We start from the raw sequence: 18,193 nt of genomic DNA on the forward strand, positions 1-18,193 counted from the left end.
CAGCGCGACGGGGCAGGTTTCGGCGCCTGTGGCGACCTTTGCGGCACCGTCGCTCCCCTCTTGCGGGACTGCATCCCGGCCCGACCCTCGCCGACGCGCGGGCCACCCTCCCACGCAAAGGGGGGAGGAGGGGTGAGCGCGCGCGCGCTCATCGCCGCCGCTGTTTCACGTGAAACCTTAACCATCATTCCCCGGCCGGCAGCGCCGCTTCTCCGCCCCGTCCGGCGCGCCTGCGACGGTTGAGCACCCTGTGCCGGAGGCGATCGAGGGTGAGGTAGACGACGGGGGTGGTGTAGAGGGTCAGGATCTGGCTCACAATCAGGCCGCCGACGATGGCGATGCCGAGCGGCCGGCGCAGCTCCGCGCCCTCGCCGTTGGCCAGGATCAGCGGCACGGCGCCGAGCATGGCCGCCAGCGTCGTCATCATGATCGGCCGGAAGCGCAGGAGACAGGCGTCCCGGATCGCGTCCACGGGATTCGCGCCCCGGGTCCGCTCGGCGTCGATCGCCACGTCGATCATCATGATCGCGTTCTTCTTCACGATGCCGATCAGCAGGAAGACGGCGATCAGCGCGATGATGGTGAAGTCGGTGCCGGTCACCAGCAGGGCGAGCACCGCGCCGACGCCGGCCGAGGGCAGGGTCGAGAGGATCGTCAGCGGGTGCACGAAGCTCTCGTACAGGATCCCCAGCACGGCGTAGACCGCCAGGATCGCCGCCAGGATCAGCAGCGGCTGCCGCGAGGCCGAGGCGACGTAGTTCTTGGCCGCGCCGGCATACTCGCCGTGGATCGTGGCCGGCAGATGCAGGGAGGCCATCGCCCGGTCGATGGCCTCGGTGGCGTCCGACAGGCTCTTGCCCGGCGCGAGGTTGAACGAGATCGTGGTCGCCACGAACAGGCCCTGGTGGCTGACCTGCACGGGGGCGTTCCCCGGCTCGATCCGCGCGAAGGCCGAGAGCGGCACCATCGTCTCCTTGGCGGCCGAGACCGGGGCGCTCGACGAGGCGCCGCCCTTGGAGGCCGCGATCGCGTTGGAGGAGGCATTGCGGGCCGAGTCGGAGGCGATGGCGGCGGCATTCGACGCCGTGTCGGCCGTGCTGGCCGAAGCCGCCGCGGCCGCCGCGCCGGTGCTGCCGGAGGCGGCGCCGACCGCGCCGGTGCCGGTGGCGGCGCCCGCACTGGTGGCGGACGACGCGCTACCCGGGCTGCTCGTGCCGGTTGCCGCGTTGGTGTTGACGCTGCCGCCCGCCGCGACCGTGCCGGCGACCGCGTTGGTGGTCGCCGAGCCGGCCGCGTTGCCGCCGGAGGTCGAGACGTAGATCTGCTTGAGCGTCTCCGGCGTCTCCAGGTAGCGCGGCGCGATCTCCATCACGACGTGGTACTGGTTCAGCGGGTTGTAGATCGTCGAGACCTGGCGCTGGCCGAAGGCGTCGTAGAGGGTGTTGTCGATCTTGTTGGGGGTGATGCCGTAGCGGAACGCGGTCGCCCGGTCGATCACCACCCGGCTCTCCAGCCCGCCCTCCTGCTGGTCGGAGGTCACGTCCGCGAAGGTCGGGTCCTTCTGCAGGGCGGCGAGCAGCTTCGGGGCGGCGGCGAACAACTCCTCGGCGGTGTCGCCCTGGAGGGTGTACTGGTACTGTGCGAAGCTCTGGCGGCCGCCCATCTGCAGGTCCTGGCGGGGGAAGACGTAGAGCCGCGCGCCCGCAACCTGGGCGAGCTTCGGCCGCAGCCGCGCCATCACGGTGGAGATCGGCGCCCGCTCGCCCAGCGGCTTCAGCCCGACGAACACGTTGGCCGAGTTGGTGCCGCGCCCGCCTGTGAAGCCGACGACGCTCTCGACCGCCGGATCGGCGCCGACGATCGCGGTCGCCTGCTTGAGCTTCTTCTCCATCGACTGGAACGAGATGCGCTGGTCGGCCTGGACGCCGCCCATCATCTGGCCGGTATCCTGCTCGGGGAAGAAGCCCTTCGGGACGATCACGTAGAGGTAGACATTGAGGCCGACCGTGGCGAGCAGGCTCAGCAGCACGAGGCGCGGATGGGCCAGCGCCACCGCGAGGGTCCGCGCGTAGGCGCCGAGCAGCCGGTTGAAGCCGCCCTCCAGGATCCGGATCAGCCAGTTCGGCCGGCGCCCTGCGGCGGGGGCGCCGTCCGGACCGTGACCTTCGGCCCGCAGCAGCCGGGCGCACATCATCGGCGTCGTGGTGAGCGACAGCACCAGCGAGATCAGGATCGACAGCGACAGGGTGACGGAGAATTCCTGGAAGATCCGGCCGACGAGGCCGCCCATCAGCAGGATCGGCAGGAACACCGCGATGAGCGACAGGCTCATCGAGATCACCGTGAAGCCGACCTCCCGGGCGCCGATCAAAGCCGCCTGGAGCCGGGGCTTGCCCTCCTCGATGTGCCGCTGGACGTTCTCCAGCACCACGATGGCGTCGTCGACCACGAAGCCGGTGCCGATGATCAGCGCGGTCAGCGACAGGATGTTGAGCGAGTAGCCGAGCAGGTACATCGCCGAGAAGGTGCCGATGATCGAGATCGGCACGGCGACCGCCGGGATCAGCGTGGCCCGCCAGGAGCGCAGGAAGCCGAACACCACCAGGATCACGAGGCCGACCGCCACCAGCAGCGTCTCCTCGGTGGCCGAGAGCGAGGCGCGGATCGTGGCGCTGCGGTCGCCCGTGAGCTTGATGTCGATGCCGCCGGGGAGCGCCGCGGTGATCTGCGGCAGCGCCTCCTTCACGGCGTTGATGGTCTCGACCACGTTGGCGCCGGGCTGCTTGTAGACGAACAGCAGCACGCCCGGCTCGCCGTTGACGATGCCGAGGTTGCGCTTGTCCTCGACCCCGTCGAGCACCTGGCCGACATCGGTGAGCTTCACCGCCGCGCCGTTGCGGTAGGCCACGATGATGTCGCGGTAGTCGGCGGCCTTGCGGCCCTGGTCGTTGGCGTAGAGCTGGTAGCGCCGGTCGCCGACGTCGATCTCGCCCTTGGGCGAGTTGGCATTGGCGGAGGCCAGAGCCGCTCGGATGCCTTCGAGGCCGATGCCGTAGTTGAACAGCGCCGTGGGATCGAGCTCGACCCGCACCGCCGGCAGGGACGAGCCGCCGATATCGACATTGCCGACGCCGGGCAGCTGCGACAGCTTCTGCTGCACCACGGTGGCGGCGGAATCGTAGACCTGGCCGCGGGTCAGGGTCTGCGAGGTCATGCCGAGGATGATGATCGGCGTGTCGGCCGGGTTGAACTTCCGGTAGGTCGGGTTCTGCCGGAGCGCCGCCGGCAGGTCGGCGCGCGCCGCGTTGATCGCCGCCTGGACGTCGCGGGCCGCCCCGTCGATGTCGCGGTTGAGGCCGAACAGCAGCACGATCCGGGTGGAGCCCAGGGTGTTGGTCGACGTCATCTCGTTGACGTCCGCGATGGCGCCGAGCCGCCGCTCGAGGGGCGCCGCCACGGTGGCCGCCATGGTGTCGGGCGAGGCGCCGGCCATCTGCGCCTGGACGAGGATGACGGGGAAGTCGATCTGCGGCAGCGGCGCCACCGGCAGCTTCAGGAACGCGAACAGGCCGGCGAGCAGCACGCCGATCGTGAGCAGCGTGGTCGCGACCGGCCGCCGGATGAACGGCTCGGAGATGTTCACGGCAGCGCCTCGCCGGCCGCGAGGTCGGGCCCCCGCCGCCCGGAAATCCGCCGCTCCAGCCGGTCGAACGCCAGATAGATCACCGGCGTCGTGAACAGGGTCAGCACCTGGCTGACGATCAGGCCGCCCGCGATGCAGATGCCGAGCGGCTGGCGCAATTCCGAGCCGACGCCGGTGCCGAGGATCAGCGGCACCGCGGCGAACAGGGCCGCCAGCGTCGTCATCAGGATCGGCCGGAAGCGCAGCAGGCAGGCCTGGAAGATCGCCTCGCGCGGCTCCAGCCCGTCCTCGCGCTCCGCCTGGAGCGCGAAGTCGATCATCATGATCGCGTTCTTCTTCACGATGCCGATCAAGAGCACGATGCCGATCACCGCGATGATGTCGAGCGACAGGCCGAACAGCATCAGGCCGAGCAGCGCCCCGATCCCCGCCGACGGCAGGGTCGAGAGGATCGTGATCGGGTGGATGAAGCTCTCGTAGAGCACGCCCAGAACGATGTAGACGGTCACGATCGCCGCCAGGACCAGGAACAGCTCGTTGCCGAGCGCCGATTGGAAGGCGAAGACCGAGCCCTGCGGCACCACCCGGAACGAGGGCGGCAGGCCGATCTCGGCCTTGACCTGGTCGATCGCCTCGACGCCCTGCCCGAGGGCGGCGCCCGGGGCGAGGTTGAACGACACCGTGGTGGCCGGGAACTGGCCGAGATGCGAGATCAGCAGCGGCGCCCGCCGCTCGCTGATCCGCGCCACCGCGGAGAGCGGCACCTGCCCGTTCGCCGCCGTGGAGGAGGGCAGGTAGATCGCCTCGAGGCTGCGCAGGGTCGTGTGCAGCTTCGGGTCGGCCTCCAGGATCACCCGGTACTGGTTCGACTGGGTGAAGATCGTCGAGATGATCCGCTGGCCGAAGGCGTCGTAGAGGGCGTTGTCGATGGTCGCCGGGGTGATGCCGTAGCGGCCGGCGGTGGGCCGGTCGATGGTCACGTAGGCGGCGAGCCCCTGGCCCTGGTGGTCGCTGGCCACGTCGGTGACCACGGGCGACTTCGCCAGCGCCTCGGTGAAGCGCGGCACCCAGGTCTCGAAATCGTCGATGTTCGGGCTCTCGAGGATCACCTGGTACTGGGTCGCCGAGACCGCGGTGTCGATGGTCAGGTCCTGGACCGGCTGCATGTACAGCCGCATGCCGGGCTGGTTGGCGGCGGCTGCCGAGATCCGCCGGATGATCGCGCTGGCCGAGGCGGTGCGCTCCTCCCGGGGTTTCAGGTTGATCAGCATCCGGCCGGAATTGAGCGTGACGTTCTGGCCGTCGACCCCGATGAACGACGACAGGCTGGCGACGTCCGGATCCTTGAGGACGATCTCGGCCATGCGCTGCTGGCGCTCGGCCATCGCGGCGTAGGAGACCGACTGGTCGGCCTGCGTGATCCCCTGGATCACGCCCGTGTCCTGCACGGGGAAGAAGCCCTTGGGGATCACGACGAACAGGTAGGCGGTGAGCGCCAGCGTGCCCAGGGCCACCAGGAGCGTCAGGCCCTGGTGGTCCAGCACCACCCGCAGCGAGCGGCCGTAGGAATCGATGGTGCCGTCGATGGCGCGGCGGCCGAGGCGGGCGATCGCGCCCTCCCGGCGGTGGCGGGGCTCGGCCTCGGGCACGTGCTTCAGGAGCCGCGCGCACAGCATCGGCACCAGGGTCAGCGACACCACCGCCGAGATGATGATCGTGGCCGCCAGTGTGATGGCGAATTCGTGGAACAGCCGCCCGACCACGTCGCCCATGAACAGGAGCGGGATCAGCACGGCGATCAGCGAGACGGTGAGCGAGATGATGGTGAAGCCGATCTCGCGGGAGCCCTTGAGCGCCGCTTCGAGCGGCGAGTCGCCGGCCTCGACGTGGCGGGCGATGTTCTCGATCACCACGATGGCGTCGTCGACCACGAAGCCGGTGGCGATGGTCAGCGCCATCAGCGACAGGTTGTCGAGGGAGAAGCCGTAGAGGTCCATCACCGACAGGGCGCCGACCAGCGACAGCGGCACCGACAGGCTCGGGATCAGGGTCGCCGACAGGCTGCGCAGGAACAGGAAGATCACCAGCACCACGAGGGCGATGGCGAGGCCGAGCTCGAACTGCACGTCCTCCACGGAGGCGCGGATCGTGGTGGTCCGGTCGGTGAGCGGCGCCACCGCCACGGCGGCCGGCAGGCTCGCCTGCATCTGCGGCAGCAGCGACTTGATCTTGTCGACCGTGGCGATGACGTTGGCGCCCGGCTGGCGCTGGATGTTGAGGATCACCGCCGGCGTCGCGTCGGCCCAGGCGCCGAGCTTGGTGTTCTCCGGCCCCTCGACCACGTCGGCGACCTCCGAGAGCATCACCGGGGCGCCGTTGCGGTAGGCGATGATCGCCGAATCGTAGGCCTTCGGGTCGCGGATCTGGTCGTTGGCGTTGATCGCGTAGGATTGCTTGGGCCCGTCGATCGTGCCCTTGGGCGTGTTGACGTTGAGGTTGGTGATGGTCGTGCGCAGGTCGTCGATGTTCAGCCCGTAGGCGGCGAGCGCCCTTGCGTTGAACCGGACCCGCACGGACGGGCGCTGCCCCCCGGAGATGCTCACGAGGCCGACGCCCGCCACCTGGCTGATTTTCTGGGCGAGCCGCGACTCGGCGAGGTCGCGCACCTGGGTGAGCGGCAGGGTCTTGGAGGTCAGCGCCAGCGTCAGGACCGGCGCGTCGGCCGGGTTGACCTTGGCGTAGATCGGCGGCGCCGGCAGGTCGGAGGGCAGCAGGTTGCCGGCGGCGTTGATCGCCGCCTGGACCTGCTGCTCGGCGATGTCGAGGGACAGGTCCAGGCTGAACTGCAGGGTGATGACCGAGGCGCCCGCCGAGGATTGCGAGGTCATCTGGTTGAGGTTGGCGAGCTGACCGAACTGCCGCTCCAGGGGGGCCGTGACCGAGGAGGTCATCACCTCGGGGCTCGCGCCCGGATAGAAGGTCTGGACCTGGATCGTCGGATAGTCGACCGCCGGCAGCGCCGAGACCGGCAGGTTCAGGTACGACACGCCGCCGACGATCAGGATCGCCAGCATCAGCAGCGTCGTGGCGACCGGGCGGAGGATGAAGAGGCGGGACGGGTTCATGACAGGCGCGCCTTCTCCCTCCCACCCCTGCGGGGGCGGGTACCCTGCGAAGCAGGGGAGGAGAGGGGCGCGCCGGTGCAGGAGAGGGTACCGCCCTTCATGAGGGGCGCGCCCAGTTCGGAAGCGTCGCTCCCCCCTCGCGGGACTTCGTCCCGACCCGACCGCTGCTGACGCAGGGGCCACCCTCCCCCGCAGAGGGGGGAGGGAGTGAGGCGGCTATCGCGCGCCAGAACCGCGCTCACTGCGCCTGACGGCGCCGGTGCCGACGACCGCCCTCCGCTGTCCCTTGGGAATCCGCCGCCGCGTCGGCCGGCGCGCCGGGCTTCACCTCACCCTTGCCGTCCGGCTTGGCCTCGGCGGCCTTGTCACCCCCGGCCGCCTGCGCGCCCTCGGTGATCCGCACCGGCGCGCCGTCCTTCAGCCGGTCGGTGCCGTCCGTGACCACTCGGTCGCCCGGGTTCAAACCGGAAGCCACCACCGTGCTGGTCCCGTCGGTCTCGCCGGTCTTGATCGGCCGGACCGTGACCTTGCTGTCCCCGTCCATCAGGTAGACGTAGGTGCCCGGCGTGCCCTGGAGCAGGCTGGAATTCGGCACCAGCGTCGCGCCCCGCACCGTGTCGACGGTCAGCTTGGCGTTGACGAACTGGTTCGGGAACAGCTCCTCGTCGGCATTGTCGAACAGCGCGCGCAGCTTCACCGTCCCGGTGGTCGTGTCGATCTGGTTGTCGACCGTGTCGAGCCGGCCGTTGGCGATCTCGTGGGCGTCGCCGCGGTCATAGGCCCGCACCGTCAGCTTGGCGCCCGCCCGCACCTGCCGCATCACCCGCGCCACGTCGTCCTCCGGCAGGGTGAACACCACCGAGATCGGGTGAAGCTGGGTCACCACCACGATCGCCGTCGAGGCGGCCGAGATGTAGTTGCCCTGGTCGACCTGGCGCAGGCCGACCCGGCCCTCCACCGGCGACGTGATGTGCGTGTAGGCGATATTGAGCTTCTGCTGATCGACCAGCGCCTGGTCGGCCGCGACCGTACCCTCGTTCTGCTTCACGAGGGCGCCTTGCGTGTCGACGTTCTGCTTCGAGATCGAATCCTGCCGGTTCAGGGTCTGGTAGCGCTGGAAGTCGAGCTTCGAGTTCTGCAGCAGCGCCTGGTCGCGGGCGAGCTGGCCCTGGTACTGGGCGAGCAGCGCCTCGTAGGGCCGCGAATCGATCTGCGCGAGCTCGTCGCCCGCCTTGACGGTCTGGCCCTCGCGGAACTTCACCTGCGTGAGATAGCCGCTGATCTGCGACTTCACCGTCACGGTGGCGAGCGGCGTCACCGTGCCGAGGCCTTGGAGAATCACCGGCATGTCGCCGGTCGTGACATGCGCGATGCCCACCGCCTGCGGCATCTCGGCGCCGCCATGCCGGCCGCCGCGGCCGCCGCCTTTGTGGGCCGTGGCGGGCTCCGCGCCCTTGTCGGTGCGGGCCTCGTACCAGCGATGGCCGATCGCCCCGGCGCCGGCGACCAGCACCAGGATCACGAGCCAGCGGATCGGCCGGAACCGCCGCCTGCGGACGTCGCGCGCGGGCGCTTCGCCGGGCTGGTAGGCGCGGGCGGTGTCGGTCCGGATCGGTGAACTCTCGTTCATGCCTGACTAGAGCACAGGACGGTCACGTGCGCGACCGATTGCACCCTATCCCTCACTGTCCAAACCCCCATGTCCGGTCTCCGCGGTGCCGCATGCTGCCGCGGCCCGAAGACCTCGCCGAAGCCCACCCTCCCGTCGGGACGGCGGCGGCGCCGATCCCGCAGGAGGAGCGTAAGCCCATAAAGCTGTCCGGGACCCGAACGGCTCCTTACCGCGGCGACATGGCCACCGGGCGGCCTCGATCGTGCGGGCTCCTCGGTGCCTGCCCAATGCGCCGTCACTAGGGCGGCGAGGTTTCAATCGTGTTGCTGGGGGCCGCCGGCCGGCGCCGCGTAGGCGCTGAGCACCGCGCGGAACGCCGCATCCACGGGCGTGACCGGCAGGGCGCGGCGCAGGCCGAGCCCGGCACCGCCGAGCAGGACGGCCAGGATCAGGCAGCTGAGAACGTCGCGCGCCGTCATCCGCATGTCGGCTCCCGAATGCCGCTCCGGCGATCGGGACGGCCGGCTCCGGACATGACGAAAGGGCCACCGACCCGCAAGTCGATGGCCCTTCGTGAGGACCGGAGCGGCACCCCGCTGACGGGGCGAGGGGGCGAAGCCCCGCCGGCGAGAGCGCCGCTCCGACCGTGTTCTCAACCTACGATACGAGTGATGAAAGTCAACATTCGTCAGCCGGTTGTTGGGCCCGCCGGATGGCGTCTGTGCGGATGCGCACGTTCCGCGCGTGACGGGCCCGGATTCCGTCCATCCTCCGTCGCATGCTACAGGCCGACGATGCCGAGATCCCTCGCGACATCTCCCGCCGCACTCGACCTGCCGTGCCGCGCCGCATGAACCCGGTCTTCGACACCCTGCCCACGACCGTGTTCGAGACCATGTCGCGGCTGGCACGGGTTCACGGCGCGATCAATCTCGGCCAGGGCTTTCCGGACGATCCCGGGCCGGAGGACGTGCGTGAACGGGGCGCGCGGGCGCTCCTGGACGGCTGGAACCAGTATCCGCCGATGATGGGGCTGCCGTCCCTGCGGGAGGCGGTCGCCGCCCATTACGCGCAGCATCAGGGGCTCACGCTCGATCCCGAGACCGAGGTGATGGTGACCTCCGGCGCCACCGAGGCGCTCGCCGGCGCGCTGCTGGCCCTGATCGAGCCCGGCGACGAGGTCGTGCTGTTCGCGCCCATGTACGACGCCTACCTGCCGCTGGTCCGGCGTGCCGGCGGCGTGCCGCGGATCGTCGCCCTGCAGCCCCCTGCCTTCCGCCTCGACGAGGCCGCCCTGGCGAACGCGTTCGGGGATCGTACCCGGGTCGTGGTGCTGAACAATCCGCTGAATCCGAGCGCCACCCTGTTCGTCCCGGAGGACCTCGACCTGCTCGCCCGCTACTGCCGGCGCTTCGACGTCACGGCGCTGTGCGACGAGGTCTGGGAGCACGTGGTGTTCGACGGCGCCCGCCACCGGCCGCTGATGGCGCTGCCCGGGATGCGCGAGCGGACGGTCAAGATCGGTTCGGCCGGCAAGATCTTCTCGCTCACCGGCTGGAAGGTCGGCTTCGTGATGGCCGATGCCCGGCTGATGCGCGGGCTCGCCAAGGCGCACCAGTTCCTCACCTTCACGACGCCGCCGAACCTCCAGGAGGCGGTGGCCTACGGCCTGGCCAAGCCGCCCGCGTGGTTCGACGCCATGCGGGCGGGCTATGCCGCCTCCCGCGACCGGCTGGCCGGCGGCCTGCGCGATCTCGGCTTCCGGGTGCTGCCGGCCGAGGCCACGTGGTTCCTCAACATCGACATCGCGGACCGCGGCTACGCCGACGACACGGCCTTCTGCGAGGCGCTGGTCACCCGCCACGGGGTGGCGGCGATTCCGGTCAGCGCCTTCTACCCGGACGCCTCCGTGCGCAGCCTCGTGCGCCTGTGCTTCGCCAAGGCGGACGCGACCCTGGACGCGGCCCTCGACCGGCTGCGCGGCGTTCCCGGGAGGGCGGCGTGACGCGGCGGTTCCTGACGGACGCGTTCCTTGCGGGGATCCGGTGCGGGGGCCACATCGTTGGGCAGGATGGCTTCCCGACGGACCCCGACCATGGATTTCACCCAGGCTCCCCGGGCCGGGCACTTCACCCGGACCGAGACCTTTCCCGGCGGCAAGGCGCCCTCCGGCGCGCGGCCGCCCTTCCTGTCGGCCGATCTCAGCCAGGAGGCGAGCCTCGCCCGGCTCGAGACGCTGGCGCACCTGATGGACACGGCCTTCGTGATCCCGGGCATCAACCGGCGGGTCGGGTTCGACGCGCTGATCGGCCTCGTGCCGGTGATCGGCGACGTGGCCGGCATGGTGATCTCGTCGTACATCGTCTACGAGGCCAAGCGCCTCGGGGCGCCGCGCTGGCTGCTGGCCCGGATGGGGCTGAATGTCGCGTTCGACGGGCTGATCGGCGCGGTGCCGGTTGCGGGCGACTTGTTCGATGCCGCCTTCAAGGCGAACCGACGCAACGTCCGTCTGCTGCGCCGCTGGCTGGAGCGCAGCGGCGGCGTGCGCCCGACCGAGATCGACGGCATCGCGACGCGGATCGACGGCTGAGCATCTCAGGGCTCTCAGATCTCGGCACCTGCCCTCTCCCCTTTGCGGGGGCGGGTACCCTGCGCAGCAGGGGGGGAGAGGGGCGGCGCGACGCTGCGGGTCTTGGCGCCCGCTGCGACCTCTCCGGCAACGTCGCTCCCCGCTTGCGGGACTTCGTCCCGGCCCGACCCGGCCTGACGGCCGGACCACCCTCCCCGGCAGAGGGGGAAGGGCGGATGCGCTCTGCGAGGTTCGGGAGACCCCAGCGATGAACGAAGTCGCCCGTCCCGGCGAGAGCGAGGTCGTGCCCGCGCCGATGCCCGGCGCCCAGCCGATCGTCCTGCGTCCGGATGAGGGCGTGTCCCCGCCGCCCGCCCCGGCCGGACGCCGCGGCCTGTCGCCGCTCAACCGGCGGCGCCTCGACAATTTCCGCCGCAACCGCCTCGGCTATGGGTCGTTCCTGATCTTCGCCGCCCTGTTCATCCTCAGCCTGTTCGCCGAGTTCATCGCCAACGACCGGCCGATCCTGCTGTCCTACAAGGGCGAATGGCTCGTCCCGGTGCTGGTCGATTATCCGGAGGAGAAATTCGGCGGCTTCCTCGCGCAGACCGATTACCGTTCCGCCGAGATCCGCAAGGAGATCGCCGAGAACGGCTGGGCGCTGTGGCCGCCGATCCGGTTCTCCTACGACACGATCAACGAGGACCTGCCGACGCCCTCGCCGTCGCCGCCGACCTGGATGCTTTCGGATGCGCAGTGCCGGCCGGTGGCGGAGAAGCTCGGCGGATCGAGCTGCGCCGACATCCCCTGGCACTGGCTCGGCACCGACAACACGACCCGGGACGTGCTGGCGCGGGTGATCTACGGGTTCCGCATCTCGGTGCTGTTCGGCCTGATCCTGGCGGCGATCTCCTCGGCGATCGGCGTGGTGGCCGGCGCCGTGCAGGGCTATTTCGGCGGTTGGGTCGATCTCGCCTTCCAGCGCTTCATCGAGGTCTGGGGCGGCATCCCCACGCTCTACCTGATCATCATCATCTCGGCCTTCATCGCCCCGGGCTTCTTCGTGCTGCTCGGGATCATGCTGCTGTTCTCCTGGGTGTCGCTGGTCAGCGTCGTGCGCGCCGAGTTCCTGCGCGCCCGGAACTTCGAATATGTCCGGGCCGCCCGGGCGCTGGGCCTGTCGAATATCCGGATCATGGCCGTCCACCTGCTGCCGAACGCCATGGTGGCGACGCTGACCTTCCTGCCGTTCATCCTGAACGGCTCGATCACCACGCTGACCTCGCTGGATTTCCTCGGCTTCGGCCTGCCGCCGGGCTCGCCTTCGCTCGGCGAACTCCTCGCCCAGGGCAAGGACAACCTGACGGCCCCCTGGCTGGGGCTGACCGGCTTTCTGGTCATCGCCGTGATGCTGAGCCTGCTGGTCTTCGCCGGAGAGGCGGTGCGGGACGCGTTCGACCCACGCAAGACCTTCGCCTGACGGGAACCTGAAGTTTTCCGGGCCGCGCATGCGGCGCGGGACCGGACGAAACGACGCGGGGTCCGGCGCTCCTCGCGAAATCTTGCGTGACGACTGCGCAGATCCTCGTTGAGACCGGGGAGCCGCGATGAAGGACCAGCGAAAACACCCGCTGTGCTCGGGTGTAAAGGTCTCTGCCGTCAACGAAAACCCGCCCGCCGAACCGGCGCAGCATTCGCGCTTCCGGACACGCTAACGCAATCCGGAAGAGCCCTCGAAGTGCCGCGAATGCAACCTTACCCTGTATACAGAACGGGTCTATGCATACTTAGACTTTTGGTTGGTCACAGAGAATTAAAACGATCGCCTTGCTTTTTCCAGGCCACGTCTTAACTCGCGAAAAGAGGGGACCTCATCAGGCTTTGAAGCCAAGGAAAGAGAGAATGTCTGACGCCGTGCCGACATACCAACAGGATTACATCGAACGGACCGTGGACGTCGTCGCGGCCTACGTCTCCAACAACTCGCTTCCCTCGGCCGAATTACCGGCGCTGATCGCCAGCATCCACGACGCGCTGAATTCGATCGGCGCCGGCCCCGCGGCGCCCGCTTCCGAGACTGTCGAGCGGCCGACACCGGCCCAGATCCGCAAGTCGATCCGCCCGGACGGCCTGATCAGCTTCATCGACGGCAAGTCGTACAAGACGCTGAAGCGCCACCTGACCAAGCACGGCCTGGATCCGCAGAGCTACCGCGAGCGCTACGGCCTGCCGACCGATTACCCGACCACCTCGGCGAATTACTCGGCGCAGCGCTCGGCGCTGGCCAAGAGCCTGGGCCTCGGCCAGCCCGGCCGCGCGCCGTCGATCGAGAACGAACCCGCGCCTGCGGTGGAGCCGGCCTCCTCCGGCCGGGCGCAGAGCCCGCGCAAGGGCGCGGCTGCCTCGGGCAAGAGCCGCAGCGGCGCCGGCCGCAAGGTCCAGGTCGCCTGACCGGGCCGGGTCAGGTCCGCCGGAATCGGGCTCTCGACCGCAGAGCTTCGGGAGTCTGCCCGATTCCGGGAAACGCGGCCGCGATCAGGCCGCGAGCCGCCCGTCCAGCGGGAACACCTTGGCGGGGTTCAGCATCCAGTCCGGATCGAACACCGCCTTGACCCGCATCTGCTGCTCCAGATCGACCTGATCGTACTGGAAGCGCATCAGCTCGCGCTTCTCGATCCCGACGCCGTGCTCGCCGGTCAGGCAGCCGCCGACCTCGACGCAGAGCTTCAGGATCTCGTCGCCGGCGGCCTCGGCCTTCTGCAATTCGCCGGGCCGGTTGATGTCGAACAGGATCAGCGGGTGCAGGTTGCCGTCGCCCGCGTGGAACACGTTGGCGACGCGCAGGCCCTTCTCGGCGCAGATCGCCCCGATCCGCTCCAGCACCGGCCCGAGCTGGCCGGTCGGGATGGTGCCGTCCATGCAGATGTAGTCGGAGATCCGGCCGGTCGCCCCGAAGGCCGATTTGCGGCCCTTCCAGATCGCGGCCGATTCCGCCTCCGAGCGCGAGACCCGCACGCTGGTCGGGCGGAAATCTTGCGCGATCCGCTCGATGCGCGCCAGCATCGCGTCGCACTCGGTGTCCGAGCCCTCGACTTCGATGATCAGCATCGCCTCGGCGTCGCGGGGATAGCCGGCCTGGGCGAAGTCCTCGGTGATCAGGATCGCCTCGCGGTCCATGTATTCGATCGCCACCGGTATGATGCCGGCCGCGATGATCGCCGCGACGCAATCGCCCGCATCCTCGACCTTCGAGAAGCCGACCAGCACGGGCCGCGCCCCTTCGGCGGCGCGCAGGATGCGCACGGTGGCCTCGGTGACGATGCCGAGCTGGCCCTCCGAGCCGCAGACGAGGCCGAGCAGGTCGTAGCCGCCGCTGTCGAGGTGCTGGCCGCCGATCTCGACCACGGTGCCGTCGTTGAGCACCAGGGTGACGCCGAGGAGGTTGTTGGTGGTCACGCCGTATTTGAGGCAGTGCGCGCCGCCGGAATTCATCGCGATGTTGCCCGCGATGGTGCAGGCGAGCTGGCTCGACGGGTCGGGGGCGTAGAAGAAGCCCTCGTGGCTGACCGCCCCCGAGATGGCGAGGTTGGTGATACCGCTCTGCACCCGGGCCGTGCGGTTGGCGAAGTCCATGTCGAGGACCTTGGTCATCTTGCCGACGCCGAGGATGATCGCGTCGGCCTGCGCGATGGCGCCGCCCGCCAGGGATGTCCCGGCCCCGCGGGGCACGACCCGCACGCCGTGGGCGTGGCAATAGGCCATCACGGCGGCGACCTCCGCGGTGGTCGAGGGCAGCACCACCGCGAGCGGCATCTGCCGGTACGCGGTCAGCCCGTCGGTCTCGAAGGCCCGGCGCTCGTCCTCGCTGACCACCAGCGCCTCCGGCGCGACCAGGGGCGCGAGGCCGGCCAGGATCGCGTCGCGGCGGGCGAGGATCGCGGGATCGGGGTCGGGGAAGCGGATGGTCATGGGGCTTGTGCCCTCCTTGGGCCCGCGGCGCGGGATGGCGTGGGGCCAGCATGAACCGGGGCGGGGCCGCCTTCAACCGGCCTGCGGCGCTGCGTCGTCCCCGCGTCACATTTCAACCACGACGGCTGCCTAGCGTCGCCGCACACGCTTCGCATCGCCGGCCGCCTCGGGCCCGCGGACCCGGCCGGACGGGCCGAGAACGGACACGATGAACGCTCCCGCCTCCAGCGCCCTGCGCGACGACCGCTACGACGCCCCGTCCGCGCACCTCGCCACCACCCGCGACCTCGGCATGCGCAGCCTCCAGATGGGGATCGCGGCCCTGCAGGAGACGAGCGCGGCGTTCCAGGGCCGGCTCGGCGCGGCCTTCGAGGAGGCGGTCCAGACGATCCTGCAGAGCAAGGGCCGGGTGATCGTCAGCGGCATCGGCAAGAGCGGGCATATCGGCCGCAAGATCGCCGCCACGCTGGCCTCCACCGGCACCCACGCCTTCTTCGTCCATCCGACCGAGGCGAGCCACGGCGATCTCGGGATGATCGCCCACGACGACGTGATCATCGCCCTGTCGTGGTCGGGGGAGACCGCGGAACTGTCCGATCTCGTCGGCTTCAGCCGCCGGTTCTCGATCCCGCTTGTCGCCATCACCCGCAACGGCGAGAGCACGCTCGGCAAGGCCGCCGACGTGCTGCTGGAGCTGCCGCGGGTGCGCGAGGCCTGCCCGCACGACCTCGCGCCGACCTCCTCCAGCCTGATCCAGCTGGCGCTGGGCGACGCCCTGGCGGTGGCGCTGCTGGAGCGGCGCGGCTTCACCTCGGCGCGCTTCCACACCCTGCATCCCGGCGGGACGCTGGCGGCCCGCCTCAAGACCGTGCAGCAGGTGATGCACGGCCCCCAGGACATGCCGCTGGTCCACGAGAGCGCCCTGATGTCGGAGGTGCTGATCGAGATCGCGGCGCGCCGCTACGGCTGCGTCGGCGTCACCGACGGGGCCGGGCGCCTCGTCGGGATCGTCACGGACGGCGACCTGCGCCGCCACATGGGCCCGGCGATCCTCGACACGCCGGTCTCGGCGGTCATGACCCGCGATCCGATCACCGTCGAGCCGCACAAGCTCGCCCAGGCGGCCCTGGAATTGATGAACCGCCGGCTGATCACCGCGGTGTTCGCGGTCGCCGACGGCCGGCCGGTCGGCATCGTGCACGTCCACGACCTGCTGCGCGACGGCATCGCCTGAGGCGGTCTGAAACCGGCAGGCCCGCTGCCGCCGGCACCGCAGGATGAGGACGGAGGGTCGGACGACCGGCGCCGCTCACAGCCGCGCCAGCAGCTCCGCCTTCGTGGTCGAGAATTCCTGATCGGTGAGGACGCCGCGCGCGTGCAGCTCGGCCAGCCGCGCGATGGTCGTGAGCACGTCGTCCGGCGCGCCGGCTGCGGCGGGAGCCTGGATCCCGGCCGGCTCCGCCGGGGGCGGATCCGCTTGGATCGGATCCGCTTGGCGGGGGGCGGCGACCTCCGCCTCGATCCGGCGCAGGCGGTCGAGCGCGACGGCGCCGACCGGCCCGGTGAGCCCGAGGCTGCCATTCGCCTGCGAGACGCCCGTGATGCGGTGCGCGCCGGTGTCGTAGAGGGCGACGCCCGAGCCCGATTCGACCGCGAGCCGCCGGTGCTCCGGGAAATAGGCGTAGCGCATTCCGTTCTGCGAGCCGGTGCTCGCGGGCGCGCCGAGGCCCGCCGGCCACCACTCGCCGCCGCCGCGCCGCGCCGCGGGTCCCGCGTCCGAGAAGCCGCCGGCCGGCAGCGCACCGGCCAGCTCGGCGCAGAGCGCCCCGACCCGCACCTTCAGGGCGTCGTCGAACATCCGGCCGACCATGACCATGCCGCCGGCGAACCACTGGCCCATCCCGCCGAGATCGGGATGGTCGAACTGCGCCATCGTGCCGTGGCCGCGCTCCAGCGCCCGGACCAGGTGGCGCACGGCATCGAGGCTGACGCCGTGGCGCTCGGCCACGCTCCGCAGCCCCGACGCGCGGTCGGGCCGCCCGTCATCGAAGGACTCGTCAGGTGCGACGCTGTCGGACGGGTCCATGAGCCAGCTCCCGATGCGGCGCAGGGCGGACAGGATCGGCACGGGACCGGCGATCCGCTGCCCCGCGGCCGCAGCCTGCGGTGGCGGCGGCCAAGCCCGTGACGGGCTTTCGATGCGGGCACAATCCCGGGTCGCGGTCACCGGTTCCAGCCCGCCTCAGCCCGCCTGCTGCGGGAACGGGCCCGCGAGGATGAAATCCGTGATCGGACGGCGGCCGTTCGGCGTCTCGCGGGGCCGCTGCTCCTCGGTGAGGTCCGCCTCGGGGGTCTTGCGGCCGACCGCGAAGGCGGCCTCGATCCGGTGGTTCTCGGGCAGGCGCAGCACCTCGGGGGCGCGGACATGGTCGAACCCGACCATGCCGTGGGCGTGCCAGCCCTGGTGGATCGCCTGGAGCTGGAAGGCGAGCGAGGCGGTGCCGGTATCGAAGGAATGGCTGTAGGACGGCTTCAGCTCGTCGCCGACCTTCATCAGCCCGTTCGAGACCAGGAACAGGATCGCGCCGGTGCCCGAGACCCATTTCTGATTGCCGGGCACCAGCAGGCCCAGGAACGTCTCCCAGTGGGCGTCGTCGCGGAGCGCGTAGAGGAAGCGCCAGGGCTGCGAGTTGTAGGCCGAGGGCGACCAGCGTGCCGCCTCGATCATCCGCATCAGCTCGGATTCGGGCACGGCCTCGCCCGTGAAGGCGCGGGGCGAGTGCCGCTTCACGAAGACCGGATCGATGGCGTGGTCGGCGCGGCGGGACGGGGGCAGGCTCAAGACAGGTTCTCCTGAGAGGGTCGGCAGACGGCAAGATCGATCGACACTGCCTGAAACACCGGCCTGGAGGCAACAGAGGTCCATGCCGGTAACCGCGTCCTGGAGAGGAAGCGACACATGGCTTTGTTCCCCTGATCGGCGACACGGTAAGGTGTTGTGCAGACCCGGTATGGTCTTTACCGTTTGGCAAATGTTAGATCTCAATTGTCGCCTATCGTAATCAGGTAAGACTGTTGATAAAATCCTCGTTATAATGCTGTCAAAAAGCTATGGATTTCTACAAATCAATTCTTTTACAGAAAATCGCGGACGGCCGCTTCACGCGATGGAGGACCGGAAGCAAAAACTGGATTGGCAGGTTTCCCTACGACATACTCGACGCTGCGGCAATTGCTGGATCGCCCGCGATGCCCGGTATTATGGAGGATGGAGA

General features: G+C 69.9%; 12 protein-coding genes. 5 read left to right on the plus strand and 7 right to left on the minus strand.

What is annotated here, in order from left to right; translation table 11 throughout:
* Positions 1-184: 184 nt before the first annotated feature.
* From JOE48_RS15640 to JOE48_RS15655, 4 genes are all read right to left on the minus strand, one after another.
* Positions 185-3,643 (minus strand): efflux RND transporter permease subunit, encoded by a 3,459-nt coding sequence (locus JOE48_RS15640; protein WP_210031217.1) that lies wholly within the window; start codon positions 3,641-3,643, stop codon positions 185-187.
* Positions 3,640-6,768, minus strand: coding sequence for an MdtB/MuxB family multidrug efflux RND transporter permease subunit (locus JOE48_RS15645; protein WP_210031218.1), 3,129 nt, complete (start codon positions 6,766-6,768; stop codon positions 3,640-3,642). The genes JOE48_RS15640 and JOE48_RS15645 overlap by 4 nt, the downstream gene beginning before the upstream one ends.
* A gap of 238 nt (positions 6,769-7,006) precedes the next feature.
* Positions 7,007-8,398 (minus strand): MdtA/MuxA family multidrug efflux RND transporter periplasmic adaptor subunit, encoded by a 1,392-nt coding sequence (locus JOE48_RS15650; protein ID WP_210031220.1) that lies wholly within the window; start codon positions 8,396-8,398, stop codon positions 7,007-7,009.
* Positions 8,399-8,694: 296 nt separating this feature from the next.
* On the minus strand, positions 8,695-8,865 hold the full coding sequence (locus tag JOE48_RS15655; RefSeq protein WP_210031222.1) for a hypothetical protein: 171 nt from the start codon (positions 8,863-8,865) through the stop codon (positions 8,695-8,697).
* 365 nt (positions 8,866-9,230) lie between these two features.
* Between JOE48_RS15655 and JOE48_RS15660 the strand changes: the two genes are divergently transcribed.
* The 4 genes from JOE48_RS15660 (at position 9,231) to JOE48_RS15675 (ending at position 13,400) form a co-directional block, all read left to right on the plus strand.
* Positions 9,231-10,385: an aminotransferase gene (locus tag JOE48_RS15660; RefSeq protein WP_210035817.1), complete on the plus strand. Its 1,155-nt coding sequence runs from the start codon at positions 9,231-9,233 to the stop codon at positions 10,383-10,385.
* A 90-nt stretch (positions 10,386-10,475) separates the two neighbouring features.
* Positions 10,476-10,970, plus strand: a complete 495-nt coding sequence (locus JOE48_RS15665; protein ID WP_210031224.1) for a DUF4112 domain-containing protein — start codon at positions 10,476-10,478, stop codon at positions 10,968-10,970.
* Positions 10,971-11,217: 247 nt separating this feature from the next.
* The gene (locus JOE48_RS15670) at positions 11,218-12,429 is read left to right on the plus strand and encodes an ABC transporter permease (protein ID WP_210031227.1); all 1,212 of its coding nucleotides are present in this window, start codon (positions 11,218-11,220) and stop codon (positions 12,427-12,429) included.
* A gap of 422 nt (positions 12,430-12,851) precedes the next feature.
* Entirely contained in the window at positions 12,852-13,400 is a 549-nt protein-coding gene (locus tag JOE48_RS15675; RefSeq protein WP_210031229.1) for a MucR family transcriptional regulator, read from the plus strand.
* Positions 13,401-13,484: 84 nt separating this feature from the next.
* Here JOE48_RS15675 and JOE48_RS15680 read toward each other — a convergent pair whose 3' ends face one another.
* On the minus strand, positions 13,485-14,918 hold the full coding sequence (locus tag JOE48_RS15680; protein ID WP_210031233.1) for an FAD-linked oxidase C-terminal domain-containing protein: 1,434 nt from the start codon (positions 14,916-14,918) through the stop codon (positions 13,485-13,487).
* A 208-nt stretch (positions 14,919-15,126) separates the two neighbouring features.
* On the opposite strand from JOE48_RS15680, the gene JOE48_RS15685 reads away from it, so the two are divergent.
* Positions 15,127-16,152 carry an SIS domain-containing protein gene (locus JOE48_RS15685; RefSeq protein WP_210031235.1) on the plus strand — a complete coding sequence of 342 codons (1,026 nt, stop codon included), beginning with the start codon at positions 15,127-15,129 and terminating at the stop codon, positions 16,150-16,152.
* Positions 16,153-16,227: 75 nt separating this feature from the next.
* On the opposite strand, the gene JOE48_RS15690 is transcribed toward JOE48_RS15685, so the two are convergent.
* Positions 16,228-17,004 carry an SHOCT domain-containing protein gene (locus JOE48_RS15690; RefSeq protein WP_210035819.1) on the minus strand — a complete coding sequence of 259 codons (777 nt, stop codon included), beginning with the start codon at positions 17,002-17,004 and terminating at the stop codon, positions 16,228-16,230.
* Between the two features lie 156 nt (positions 17,005-17,160).
* Positions 17,161-17,760, minus strand: coding sequence for a nitroreductase family protein (locus JOE48_RS15695; RefSeq protein WP_210031237.1), 600 nt, complete (start codon positions 17,758-17,760; stop codon positions 17,161-17,163).
* Between the last annotated feature and the right edge of the window lie 433 nt (positions 17,761-18,193).

This window comes from Methylobacterium sp. PvR107 (genome assembly GCF_017833295.1).
Lineage (GTDB): Bacteria > Pseudomonadota > Alphaproteobacteria > Rhizobiales > Beijerinckiaceae > Methylobacterium.